This window comes from Sphingobacterium sp. JB170 (assembly GCF_900163865.1).
Taxonomy (GTDB): Bacteria; Bacteroidota; Bacteroidia; order Sphingobacteriales; family Sphingobacteriaceae; genus Sphingobacterium.
In genome coordinates, this window is sequence record NZ_FUKU01000055.1 from 44851 (window position 1) to 58826 (window position 13976).

Sequence of the window (13976 nt, forward strand, 5' to 3'; positions counted from 1 at the left end):
GCCTGCTGTAGGGGAGCAGCAGGATAACGGGGGAGAAGAAGTACGATACATTATAAATCAAGTTATGAAAAAGGGGTATTTAATTTACTTAGTATTAGCCGCACTAGCGTTAGCCTCGTGCGAGAAACAAGGGTTTTTAGATTCTACACAGTCCACGGACCTAAACGAGCAGGTCGTCTTTTCCGACAGTGCGTACACCATTAATTTCCTTTCGGGGATATACGCCGATATCGGCTTTGCCACTGCGCCCAAGCGTTTTGGTGGTGGCGGACTCGATGCGAGCACCGATGAAGCCGAGGGCGCTGGCTTGGGTACAATCAATACATTCATTCAGTTTGCTACAGGCACGGTAAATGCAAATATGATTACCGACGATGCCTGGTCGAAAAGCTATACGAATGTGAGGCGAGCGAACATCATGCTTAAAAATTTGCCGCAAGCGAAGTTCGGTGATGACATCAAGGTGCGCGTGAAAGCAGAGACGCGCTTTCTACGCGCTTACTATTATTTTATTCTCCTCGAGCATTATGGTGGTGTCCCGCTGATGGGAGACAGCGTCTACCGTGCGACGGATGAAATTCCCTCCGCGCGAAATACCTTTTCCGAGTGTGTGGAGTATATAGCCGCTGAATGTGACGCCGCAGCGCAAGACCTTCCCTGGGTACATAGCGGCGAGAATTACGGCAGGATCAATAAAGCCGCCTGCTATGGTTTGAAATCGCGCCTGCTTCTGTATGCCGCAAGCCCATTATTTAATGGCGAAGGAATAGCGGCCCAAGAGCCCCTGCGCAGCATCAGCGGATACCCAGAAAAAGATAACGCCCGCTGGGAGCGGGCCCAAGCGGCTGCCGAGCAAATTATTTCCTCGGGCGAGTACAGCTTGCACATCAATAACGCTTCGGAGGCCGGGTACGGATTTTACGAGCTGTTTCAGCTGCGCAAGAATAGCGAATACCTGCTCGCTAGGATGCAAGACGCAAACCGCGAACTGGAAGGGATCTGGAATCCACCGACCTTCGGTGTGAGCAGCCCTGGCGCTTATCCATACCTGGAGACGGTCAACGCTTTTGGCATGAAAAACGGTCTGCCGATTGACGATCCGTCCTCGGGCTATAGGCCTGAAGAACCTTACCGCGATAGAGACCCCCGGCTTGCCAATACTATTACGCGCGATCAGTCGCTTGTTTTCCACCGCGACGGCCTCGCGCGGCGCCCCGTGAACATTTATATTGATAAAACAAACCCCAATAATATTAGCTCGGGTCAGGATGCGATATACAAGGGTACCCCGACGGGTTACTACAGCTATAAGATGGTCAATCGAGATGTAGCCGCTGATTGGTTTAATACCGTGACCCCGCGTTGCCTTCCTATTATACGCTATGCGGAGATCTTACTGAATTATGCGGAGGCGCGCAACGAAATACTATCGGCGCCCGACCAGCAGGTATACCAGGCCATTGAATCGATACGTGAGCGCGGTGGACTCGAGCCTTTCGTACTACCGGCAGGGCTATCGCAAGACGCCATGCGCGCGATTATTCATAACGAGCGCCAAAAGGAACTTGCTTTTGAAGGGCACCGCTTTTTTGATGTCCGCCGCTGGAAGCTTGCCGAGCAGCTCGAGGACAGGCAGCTACACGGAACCGAGCCCGTGCGCATATCCTCGGTAACGTCCTACAACACCATAGCGGTGCGTAAAAGGGTGTTTGATCAGCGCATGTACCTCTGGCCGATCCCCCAGTCCGAAGTCGCTAAATCGGTAGACCTGTTACAGAATTTTGGATATTAAAAGCTATACATGATGAGAATAAAGCAACTATTAGCATTAATCGCGGTATCGAGCTTCCTGGTGATGAGTTCGTGTGAAGATGAGATATCCAAGATCTCGAGCGGCGATGAACCCATCAAAGAGATCGCCGGCAAGTGGCACGTGGTGCAGCTTAGCCGCAATGGTGAAGAGCTGAGTGAGCGGATGGACATGACGAATTTTAGCATTGAATTTAAGCCAGACGGCACATATAGCGTAGCCGAGCAGCTGCCATTCATGCTCCAAGGGTCGGGAAACTACCGCTTGAACGATCCGCAATACCCTTTCAGCTTACTGATGAGCGCTCAAGATGATGGGCAGGAGCTAGCAGTGAGCATGCAGTACCCCGTCGTCAAGGGAGAGCGGCAGCTCAGCCTTTCTTTTAGCTTGGGCTGCTCAGGAAATACCTACCAATATAATTTTGAACGTGAATAACCAAAGCCATGAAAAAACCAATTAAAACCATATCATATTTATATTTCTTGGCGGCACTGTTGCTTACGATCTGTTTGGTTCAGTGTGGGCTGAAATCGTTGACAGTGACCGTTCCTCCACAGGGGGAAGTGGGCCAGCGAGTAACCTTCACCATGCACAGTGGAGCCGAACCGCGCATTGAAGGCTCTGGAACGTATACCACGCAGCTGCTCGCAGGCATTATGGTGCCCAAAGGATGGAACGCCCGTGAAAACGCCGTGCTGACCTTCACCAGCCCCAAAGGTAACGGAACACTGCGCCTGATACCCGATAGTGAAATCGAGCCCGTCTCGGGGTTAAACTGGCACCAGGCGGCAAAAAAGATGTTCGGAATCGGTCCCAATTTGGTCGATGATTTCGAGTGGATCATTTATCGAAGTACGCAGTCATATACGTTTGCGAATAACGAAGATATAGACTTTAACGTCAAGGTGGAATGTGACCTCGGTGAGGAAAATATGCTGCTGCGCCTAGGGTTCTATGTCGGCTCTGCGATCGAGAATCTGCGTCCTCAAGATACGGACTATAAGAAGTTTGCCTTTTCCAATATATTCGAGGTGACTGGTGGCCAGGGTGATCTGATCGACTTTGTCAACCCCCAGCTGGGGACCGTGCAGCCTGTGAAAACCTTGGATAACGATATCATTACCCTAAATTTTAATGCCGGTGTAGCCAATACCGCCTTAGATAACCTGGACGATGTTTACTTGCGTGTGCGCGCTTTTGATGCGAACGATCAGCTGATTGCTGAAAGCAGTGCCCCGAATGAAAAGACCAAGCTTCAAGGCGTTGGTGGCAAGCGTTTTTTAATTGATATCTGGCCCCGTGGGTTCTTCGGCCTCACAGCGGACATGCAGATAGCGCGCCTTGAATACTTTTTTACCGACCAAACGGGTACCAAGACCGTCGGGTATGGGAATACCGATGAGCCTTTTAGATATACTTTTCGGTGCGATTAACCTGCAAGCCAATTTTAAAATACGAATCAAAAATTAACTGAACATGTTGAGTCATTATATAAAAATAGGTTTCTTAGCGGTGCTCCTTCTACCGTTAAGGAGCTACAGCAGCAACAGCCTTACCTTCCCCTTGGCGAATGCCGCGCACGCGCCGGAGGTTTCGTTAACAGTCTTCGACGAATATGGTAAACCCTTAATGGGGGCAATGGTTTACTCGCAGGACAATGCGTTATTAGCCCAGACTAGCGAGGACGGTAGCGCTAGCGTACCGGCCGAGATTGGATCTCGCGTCGTTATCCAGCATCCCGGTTATTACCCGCAGTCCATCCTTCTTAAGGCGGGAATGCAGGTGGCGCTCGTAAGCCGCTACCTGCAGCGCGAAGACACGATCAGCGTGTTGTACGATAAAAAGACGATCCATAATAACCTAGGATCGGGCTCGGTAGTGTATAATAATCAGATTAAAGGGACACCGACATCACTTTATTTAAATGCCCTTACGGGCAGGATTCCCGGCCTTTATACGCAGCAGGTTAGTGGTTTTCGGAACGCCCGTTCGAGTGCGATCACAGCGAACGATCTGGCAGGTTCGCTACCCGCCGAGGGAACACGGTACAGCGCCAGCCTTAGCGATAACAGTGAGTTAAATTTTCAGCTTCGCGGACAGCAGCCGGTCACCATTATTGATGGCGTGCAGCGCGAGATCTACTCGATCGACCCCGAAAGTATCGAGTCAGTTACGATCGCCAAAGATGCTCTTTCTTCGATTCTACTTGGCCAGCGTAGCTCGCGTGGTGTGTTGCAAATAACCACCAAAAAGGGCACCGTCGGTCCGCCGCGTATTTCTTTTACTGCGCAAACGGGCATGCAGCAATCCCTCAAGCAGCCCGAGCCGCTCGATGCTTATCAATATGCGTACCTCTATAATGAAGCCCTACTCAACAGCGGTCGGCAGCCTGTATATACACAGGAAGATTTTAACCTGTACCGCGATGGCAGCTCGCCACTGCTTTATCCAGACGTAAATTGGTACGACGCAGTACTGAAAAACAGCAGCCCCATTACCAAGTACAACCTGGGGGTGAATGGGGGGATTCGAAATGCGCGTTACGCCCTTTCGCTAAGCTATCTTGCCCAAGACGGGATGTTTAAATCGGTCGACGACTTTGATTACTCGACTAACCTTGAGCAGCGCCGCTACCTGATAAATAGCTCTATCGATGTCGACGTGACCAAAGATTTCACGATTGGTTTGCAGCTGTTTGGCCGTATTCAAGAAGGCAGGCAGCCAGGTGCTGGTACCTCGAATATCCTAAGCGGCCTGTACAATACCCCGAATAATGCGTATCCGATACGCAATGACGACGGATCGTATGGTGGATCCTCGGTATTTCGAACAAACCTCTATCAACAGACCACCGGTTCGGGGTACCTGATTGATAATACCAGAGACGTATTTGCGAATCTGGATTTCCAGTATAAGTTCAATCAATGGCTACCGGGGCTATATGCTAGCGGAAAGGTAAATGTATCGTCCACCTCTTCGAGCTTTACCAATAGAAGTAGGCTGCAGCCTGTTTTCGATGTGCGCTATAATGAGGCCGGTCAGCTGATATATGTGCGCTATGGCGATATTGCCGATCAGCCCAATTCATTTGAGACTACTTCGACGGCCAATTTCTTTTATTTTCAGGGCGCCCTGGGGTACGATACGCAGATCGCTGGTGGTCACAAACTGGGTGCAAAGCTATTCGTCGATCAGCAAACCGCAAATTACCAGTTCGACCTGCCGGCGATCCATACCAACTTCGCCGCAACAGGGAACTACGCATTTCAGGATAAATATTTTGCCGAGCTGGCCGTGAATTATTCGGGTTTTAACCGCTTTCAACCCGGAAGTAAGTACGGCACTTTTTTCGCTGCGGGCATTGGCTGGGACCTGGCAAAAGAATCTTTCCTTTCCCAGAGCGCTGGCTGGCTCGATCAGCTTAAGTTAAGAGCCACCTACGGAAAGACGGGTAATACCAACGAAGGCGCCTTGGGCTACTACAGCTGGCGCTCGTCCTACGGTCAGGATGGTGGGAACGGGTATAGCTTCGGCTCAGAATATTCGTACGTCAATAGCTTGGTGGAGCGGGGGCTGGCCAATGTGAATGGTACTTGGGAGAAAGGAAGTAAGTTTAACATCGGTCTAGACGCTTCGTTTTGGAATTCGAAGTTCCGCCTAACGGCTGACTATTACAGGGATCGGTATTACGATTTACTTCAACAGCGCGGTTCCACAATTGAACTCATCGGTATCGATTATCCCAATGAGAATATCGGAGAGAATTTATATGAAGGGCAGGAGCTGAGCCTAACCTATCAGAATCATGCAGGTGCGTTCAATTACTTTGTCACCGCGAATGCCTCGCGTATGCGCACCCAGGTGCTGTATATGAATGAAGTATTCCAGCAGTATGACTGGAACCGCCGCACGGGTATGCCTATTGGGCAAACATTTGGCTACCTCGCCGATGGCCTTATTCAGAACGAGCAGCAGGCCGCTCAGGCGCCGCTGCTCGGGGGAAATGTGGTGCACCCTGGTGATGTGAAGCTCGTGGATCTAAACGACGACGGCATTATCAATATGTACGATCAGACGGCAATAGGCAATACAAAACCGACTATTTTCTATGGCGCTACGCTAGGATTCAACGTATCGGGATTTGACTTTAGCGTCCTGCTGCAAGGCGTTGCCAACCGCACGTACCAAAAAACAGACTATTCCTTTGGTAGTAATGGCGAGAGTCAAGGCTTTAGTTATTTGGTTGGGCGCTGGACGCCGGAGACCGCAGAGAGCGCGAGTTACCCTCGCCTTACAGTTGGTTCAGACCCGACTAATACGCCGTTTTTGAACACCTCGAGTTACTGGACGCGCTCGGGTGAATATTTGCGCGTAAGGAATCTCGAGCTGGGATACACGGTCCCTTTCCAGTTGAGCCGACGCATCAATATTGCTGGGCTTCGTATTTTTGCCAACGCGCAAAACCTATTTACTTTCACCCCCTATAGCCGGCTTGATCCGGAGATCAATAATGAGACGTCCTATCCCGCGCAGCGGACGATTGTTCTGGGCGTAAATATTAAGTTATAAACCTTATTGTGAGACTGATTATGAAGAATATAAATTTTAAATGGCCCTTATTGTTTGCGACATTTGCATGCGCCTTAAGCAGCTGCGAGAGTGACTTAGAGATCGTACCAATCGAGCAGCAGGTCTTGGAGCAGGTATTCGATACAAAGGATTCGGCGGGCGTGAATGCAAACCGCTTCCTGACGGATTGCTACCGCTTTCTTCCCGAAACTGGTAATAGAGTAGGTGGAGATTTCCTGGATGCGGGTACCGATGACGCGCTTTCATCAAACCCGACCAATACCTCCGTACAGCAGCTCGCATTAGGGACCTACACCGCCGACAGCTATCCGGATAACCGGTGGGGATCTTTCTACCGAGGTATCCGCAAGACAAATATTTTTATCCACAACATTGACCGCGTGCCGCTCAAAGGGCAGCTCCAAAATGGAACACCCCTGAAAAGAGTATGGAAGGCTGAAGCCAAGTTCCTGCGCGCACTATTTTACTTCGAGCTGCTCAAGCGTCATGGGGGTATCCCCCTGCTAGGCGATGAGGTTTACCAGCTGGACGATAATATCGAGCTTTCCCGGAGTAGCTTTCAGCAGTGCGTGGATTATATTGCCGCCGAGTGCGATGCGATAAAAGATAGTTTGCGGACGGATCCTTTCGATCTGCCAAACTATGGACGACCAACTAAAGCCGCTGCGCTGGCGCTGAAGTCGCGCCTTTTGCTGTACGCCGCAAGCCCGTTATTTAACGGCGAGAATATCGATGGGCAAAATCCCCTGACAGGCTACGCTGACTTCTCGATCGAGCGGTGGCAGCTGGCCGAGAACGCGGCCATGGACGTCATGGACTTAAATCTATTCTTGCTAGAATCGGAGTTTACAAATGTTTTTATCACCCGCAATAAAGAACGAATATTCGCCAAGCAGGGCGACAACAATACCAGCGTGGAGAATAACAATGGTCCCGTGGGGTACGCTGCCGGCATCAACAATGGCAGGACCAGTCCGACTCAGGAACTAGTGGACGCTTTCGGGATGGAAAATGGATTGGATATCACCGATCCCAACTCGGGATACAACGCCGAGGAGCCCTACCTGGGTCGAGATAAACGCTTCTATGCAACGGTATTTTATAATGGCGCGATGTGGTTAGGTCGTCCGGTGGAGACTTTCGAAGGGGGGTCGGACAAACCGGGAGGCTCGCAGCAGCAGACGAAAACAGGGTATTATCTGCGCAAGTTCATGGGAGATTTTGAATCATCGGTCAATTACAGCAACGTGAACCACGACCATATTTTATTTCGTTATGGCGAGATACTATTGAATTTCGCAGAGGCGCGCAATGAGCGTTTGTCGGCGCCTGATGGCTCGGTCTACGCGGCCGTTGAGCGTATTCGCGAGCGTGCCGGCCTGGCTCCTTTTGCACTTGCAGGTGGGTTGTCAAAATCGCAGATGCGAGAGATAATTCGTCAGGAACGGCGTAAGGAGCTGGCCTTTGAGGAGCACCGATTCTACGATGTGCGCCGCTGGAAAATCGCCGAGGACCAGTTTGACAAAGAACTGCACGCGGCGGTGATCTACCAAACAAGTACCGGCACCATACGCCAAACCGTACCCGTCTTACAAATGAAATTTGAAACACGGATGTACTTGGCGCCGATTCCTTTTAGTGAGGTCATCAAGAACCCACAAATGGAGCAGAATCCAGGATGGTAACCAAATCAATTAACCAATGAAGTTTAATCTGATGAAAAAAAGTATATATATCATATTATTAACGGTCTTTGCTCCGTTTCTAATATTTGCACAGTCCATCATTACCGGGATTGTGAAGAATAATGCTGGACCCTTGGCAGGTGTCACGATCACGCAAAAAGGAGGTGGCACGGTTCAGTCCGATCGTAATGGTCGATTTAGTCTGCCAATAGATGGAAGTGGTATGCTCGTCTTTACCAATATAGGCTATGCAACTCAGGAGCGTAGCGTGCAGGATGAAAACGAAATAGAGGTTATTATGCAGTCGAGCGCGCAAGATATCAACGAAGTTGTTGTGGTCGGATTTGGGACTACCAAGAAGCTAACCAATACGGGCGCGGTTAGCTCCATCAAGGGGGCTGATATCCGTAATGTGCCGACCTCTAGCGTGCAGAATGCGCTCACCGGGCGACTGCCGGGCTTCGTATCGGTGCAACGGTCCGGTCAGCCGGGACGCGATGCCTCGGATTTTTATATCCGCGGGGTGAGCTCGCTCAACTCCGAAGGGAATCAGCCACTGATCATCGTGGACGATATCGAGTTTACCTACGAGCAGCTCTCGCAGATCAATGTCAACGAGATTGAGAGTATCTCGATATTGAAAGACGCTTCCACGACGGCCGTATTTGGTATTAAAGGAGCCAACGGCGTACTTGTTGTGAAAACGCGCCGCGGGCAATCGGGCAAGCCACGGATCAATGTGCGCATGGAATCCGGGATGCAGAGTCCCGTAACGCGCCTCAAGTTTTTAGACGCCTATGAGTCGGCGCTACTATGGAATGAGGCGATAACCAATACGGAAGGCGATAACACCAACAAGCTGTTTGATCAGACCGCCTTGGAGCATTTCCGTATGGGGGATGATCCATACGGCCATCCCGATATCAACTGGTACGACCGTATTTTTAAGCCGGTAAGTTTTCAGTACAACACTAATGTAGACATCTCGGGCGGTAGTGAGACGATCAAATATTTTATCTCCGGCGGCGCCCTTTCGCAAGATGGAAACCTGTACAGCTTTGCTAATGAGGGGGATCAGATAAATAACAATTATTATTACCGTCGGTACAACCTGCGCTCGAACTTGGACGTCCAGGCGACCAAAAGCTTAAAGTTAAGGTTGGACTTCCGGACAAACTTCAATAAAATTAACTCACCGCGCGCGGGAAATGTTGTCGGCGAAGTGTTCGACTTCAATAAGATTCGTCCTTGGTCTGCACCCTTTTTAAATCCGGATGGTTCATACACCTACGCGAATGATACACAGGAACTTCTGCCTACGGTTAATGCGCGGTTAGCGACAGCCGGTTATAATTTGGATCGTCGGAATGATATTAACATTCTCTTTGGTGGCAGCCAGGAGCTGGACGCTATCACCAAAGGACTTTCGTTCTCCACGCGTATCGCTTACGCGAGTGTTGAATCCAATAAACGCGAACAGGCGCGCGATGAGATCCCCGTATACCGGTATTACCCCTATACCGACGACTACCAGCTCAAAGGCGGCGCGCCCTATGTGCTCGGCAATTACACCTTGCGCGCTTACCAAGGTGACTACAATAACCGCATGAATTTTCAGGCCAACTTCAATTATGACCGAACTTTTGGTGCCCACAATATAAGCTCCCTAGTGCTCTATAACAGAGAATCCTATAAAACTAAAGGCGACAAGAAGACCAACTGGATTCCGCAAAACTTTCAAGGATTTACCTGGCGTACGGGCTACAATTACGACGAAAAATATATGTTGGACCTTACCTTAGCGTACAACGGGTCGGATCGCTTTCAATCCGACAAACGTTACGGTATCTTTCCGGCAATCTCAGTAGGGTACAACCTAGCGCGAGAGGAATTTTTCAAACAGCGGTTTGATTTTGTCGATCTTTTTAAAATCAGAGGATCCTACGGGGTTGTCGGTTCAGACAAGGTCGCGGGCGACCGCTATTTATTTCAGCAAGTGTACAACGATGGCGGAGACTACTCATTTGGCGAAACACATCAATCCGCGCCAGGAATAGTGGAGGGTAACTTAGGCAACCCGATTGTAACTTGGGAAAAGCAGCGGTCTTTTGACGTGGGGCTAGAAATGAACATGTTTAAAAGTAAATTTTCATTGGTCATTGATTATTTTAATAACATACGATATGATCAGCTGGTCACCTCGCAGTCGCTGCCAATTAACATTGGCGTAGGAGTGTCCCCATCGAATATTGCCCGTGTGCGCAACCGCGGGTTAGAGTTTGAACTGAACTATAATGACCATATCGGCGCGTTCAATTATAATGTAAAAGGCGTATTTACCTACTTTAAGAATAAGATCCTATTTCAAGACGAGCCAATGCCTGCTTATCCATGGCTACAGCTGACCGGGCATCAGATTAATCAGCCTATTGGCTACCTGTTTGATGGGTTTTACTCCGAAGATAATATCGCCGATAGTCCAAAACCAACAGGAGGTTATGTGGTGCAGCCGGGCGATTTGCGTTACAAAGACCTTAATGAGGATGGTATTATTGATGATTACGATAGGACAACTATTGGCAGGCCAAACATTCCCAATACCAGTTTTGGTATTACTCTGGGCGGAAGCTACAAAGGCTTTAGCTTTAGCGCGCTACTGCAAGGGACGACCAGTTATAGTTTTAGTGTGCATGGTAGCGGTATCGAGCCTTTCCAGAGTCAGTTTCAACCTATTCATCAAGAGCGCTGGACGCCGCAAACAGCAGCGACCGCTAAATTTCCACGCTTGACGACAAACCCGACAACGATAAGTAGCCCTTCCTCGTATATGTCAGATTTTTGGTTAATCGACGCGACCTACCTCAGGCTAAAAACTGTTGAGTTGGGCTACCAGTTACCAGACCGCTGGTTGCCTCTTAAGATTAACAACGCGCGGGCGTATTTGAGCGGCTATAACCTGTTTACATGGACCAATTACTCCTTGTATCAGCAGGACCCGGAGGTTACTTCCAATACCGCTGGTGATGCTTATCAAAACCAAAGGGTCGTAAACTTAGGAATTCAGATAGGTTTTTAACCCTAGCAGCGCACAACACTTTGAAAAGTTCATTTCGAAATGCTGCATCGGTTAACAATTAGGAGCGGAAATCAAGCGGAGATGACACGAACAATAACGTAATGTTAAATGCCTACAGCACGGATGCTATCATGGCAATATATCACGACATAATCGGCGAACCTGCCGGTATGGGCGTGATAACCAGTCGACACGGGTGCCAGTTTCTCTCCGTGATCACCCAAGCCAATATAGGGGGGAATGTCTCGATGTGTTATCGCTAATTGTCGGGGAAAATCAATTGGCAATATTTCGCGAATATAGAAATCGGGCAGGGTTGTAAAACCGTGTATTATACTGGCAACGATCTCGCTTATTTTTCGCGCACCTTGAGTGGCTAAAAAATTTAACCAGAATGCAGTTTAACATTAAATAACTATTAAAGAATGGTTTTTTAGAAACATAGTGTGCCCTTATTGGTTATTAGATTAAACAAAAGAAAGGAAATATTATGAGTGAATTAACATGGAAAGGCCGTTGGAACGAGATCAAAGGAAAAGTTAAACAGCAATATGCTGATCTAACAGATGACGATTTACTTTATGCAGAAGGACAAGAAGAAGAACTTCTGGGTAAGTTGCAAAAGAAAACTGGTAAGACTAAAGATGAGGTCAACAATTGGTTGAATGATATGTAAGATATTTTAACTTCGTATAATAAAAAGGAGTAAGCTGAAACAGTTTACTCCTTTTTATATCTAAAAGGATACTGCAAAAGAAATAAGAAAATTATGATTAGAAACGACACTATCCCATGCATTTGCTGGATCGCCTTTTTTTTCCGTATAGAAACCGTGATAATTAAATATAAATAACTATAAATCAACTAAAACAACACCATTTTGAAATTTGGTTGATTTCCTATACGCGATATATAAAAGCATTGATGTTCATACCTGCACCGACCGAAGCAAAAAGTAAAATATTTCCGGAATTAAATGTGTGATTGTCCAGCATACCTCTATTAATTAGGTCATACAGCGTTGGCACTGTTGCGACGCTGCTGTTTCCTAATGTGCCGATAGTCATCGGCATTATATTGTCCGGCGGAGTGAGATCATATAATTTGAAAAACCGTTCAATAATTGCAATATCCATTTTTTCATTTGCTTGATGTATGAGGATTTTGCTAATCTCTGAAATATCAACCTCCGCTTTCTCTAAGCATTGCTTTAGAGCAAGCGGAACGTTAGTCAAGGCGAATTCATATATTTTTCGTCCTTTCATTTTTATGTACCTATGATCGTCGTTTCGTTCCGTATTAAATGAGGGCCCGAAGTTTAGATACGAAGTTTCGATTAGGCTATAGGTCGCACTTTCAAAAGCGAGTAATCCAACATCATTGCTGGACTGTTCTACAATCACCGCGCCGGCACCATCGGCATAGATCATTGAGTCGCGATCGTGTGGATCTGTCACGCGAGAAAGTGTTTCTGCACCAATTACTAGACACCGATTTGCCATCCCAGCTTTAATAAAAGCGTTTGCTTGAATCATTCCTTCAACCCATCCTGGACAGCCGAAAAGTAAATCGTATGCAACGCATTTGGGGTTTTTTATCCCCAGTTTATGTTTCACACGTGCAGCTATACTTGGCACGGTATCAGATTGGATTGAGCCTTCCAAAATATCACCATAATTGTGAGCTAGAATAATGTAATCGATCGATTCGCTATCAATTGCCGCATGTTCGATTGCTTTTCTTGCCGCAGCCGCAGCCATGTCGGAAGTGACAAAACCATCTTCGACATAACGGCGCTCTTCAATTCCTGTAATATCCTTGAATTTTTTAATGATATTTTCGGTGTCAGGTAGTACTTTTCCACTCGAATCATGAAAAGAGTGATTTAAGAAATAGTCATTTTTAATTACTAATTCCGGAATAAAACTGCCCGACCCTATAATTTTTATATTCATGCGTATGTTGAATGTCTAATTGATAACAGTGCTACTTAAAGCGCCGAGGTAATATCGGAATTAATTCGGGTTAAACCTAATGCTAGACCGTCAAATCAATACAATCTAATATTCAGCGAAACGTAAGATTTCACAGACTAATAATTTTGTCCGTAATTATTTTGTATATTTCTTTGATCATTCGAGCTACCATATCCGTGCTTCATTGTTCAATAGGTGTAATTTTTTAAAAAAAAATTGGCGTTATGTTTGGAGAAATATGACTTGTCGTGTCCGTTTGGCTATGACGGAAAAGGCGGTTTGAGAAAGCGTTATAGGTGTTCCCATTTCATGATAAAGAACAATTTGAGTGTAAAAGCTATTTGCTTGACAAAGATTTTAAAACATGCCTAGAAGAAAACTATTTTGAATATTTTTCGAACACGGTGGGGGTGTTCATTGAACACGCTCGTGAGATGGGGTTAATAGGTGGCTCAGAAGGCTTGGGATACAAATTAGAGAACGCAGTTGTTGCAAATTCAATAAATGCGCATAGGTTTAGTCATTATGCAAAGGAGGTTCTCGAATCGTATTTATATCCGCAGCAAGTTGAAGATGAATTCTACGCGGTGCAACTAGTCAGTGTGCGTGCTGTTCCGTTTTCGTGTTTGATCGAAAATATGTGGTATCTGGAGCGCAATCGGAAGAGGATTTTATAAAAGTGTTGAGCAAGTGTTTTAAGGAACGGGAGGGGAAGGTAATTCAATTTTCGATAGTGAATATTTGCAATCAAATTCTTGTGTAACAGATAAATGAAATTAATTGCAGCGATGAAATTGGGATATCGGTGTCTAAAAAGTCACGCTTGTTTCGTCTCGTAC

The 13976-nt window shown here is 47.4% G+C and carries 9 protein-coding genes; 8 read left to right on the forward strand and 1 reads right to left on the reverse strand.

The genetic code is table 11. The annotated features are described in order from the left end of the window. Positions 1-64 precede the first annotated feature (64 nt). From FM107_RS14220 to FM107_RS14250, 7 genes are all read left to right on the forward strand, one after another. Positions 65-1792 carry a RagB/SusD family nutrient uptake outer membrane protein gene (locus FM107_RS14220; protein ID WP_086949146.1) on the forward strand — a complete coding sequence of 576 codons (1728 nt, stop codon included), beginning with the start codon at positions 65-67 and terminating at the stop codon, positions 1790-1792. Between the two features lie 9 nt (positions 1793-1801). After that, a complete protein-coding gene (locus tag FM107_RS14225) occupies positions 1802-2245 on the forward strand; it encodes a DUF5004 domain-containing protein (RefSeq protein ID WP_086949147.1) in 444 nt (147 codons plus the stop codon). An 8-nt stretch (positions 2246-2253) separates the two neighbouring features. Beyond that, positions 2254-3243 (forward strand): DUF4961 domain-containing protein, encoded by a 990-nt coding sequence (locus FM107_RS14230; RefSeq protein ID WP_086949148.1) that lies wholly within the window; start codon positions 2254-2256, stop codon positions 3241-3243. Between the two features lie 43 nt (positions 3244-3286). After that, entirely contained in the window at positions 3287-6379 is a 3093-nt protein-coding gene (locus FM107_RS14235; protein ID WP_086949149.1) for a SusC/RagA family TonB-linked outer membrane protein, read from the forward strand. Positions 6380-6399: 20 nt separating this feature from the next. Beyond that, entirely contained in the window at positions 6400-8085 is a 1686-nt protein-coding gene (locus tag FM107_RS14240; protein ID WP_086949150.1) for a RagB/SusD family nutrient uptake outer membrane protein, read from the forward strand. 31 nt (positions 8086-8116) lie between these two features. Next, positions 8117-11161, forward strand: a complete 3045-nt coding sequence (locus FM107_RS14245) for a TonB-dependent receptor (protein WP_086949172.1) — start codon at positions 8117-8119, stop codon at positions 11159-11161. A gap of 490 nt (positions 11162-11651) precedes the next feature. Beyond that, on the forward strand, positions 11652-11837 hold the full coding sequence (locus tag FM107_RS14250; RefSeq protein ID WP_086949151.1) for a CsbD family protein: 186 nt from the start codon (positions 11652-11654) through the stop codon (positions 11835-11837). A 223-nt stretch (positions 11838-12060) separates the two neighbouring features. Here FM107_RS14250 and FM107_RS14255 read toward each other — a convergent pair whose 3' ends face one another. Next, entirely contained in the window at positions 12061-13116 is a 1056-nt protein-coding gene (locus FM107_RS14255) for a 3-oxoacyl-ACP synthase III family protein (protein ID WP_086949152.1), read from the reverse strand. Positions 13117-13433: 317 nt separating this feature from the next. Here FM107_RS14255 and FM107_RS14260 point away from each other — a divergent pair, with 317 nt between their 5' ends. After that, positions 13434-13814 (forward strand): hypothetical protein, encoded by a 381-nt coding sequence (locus FM107_RS14260; protein WP_086949153.1) that lies wholly within the window; start codon positions 13434-13436, stop codon positions 13812-13814. Positions 13815-13976: the final 162 nt, after the last annotated feature.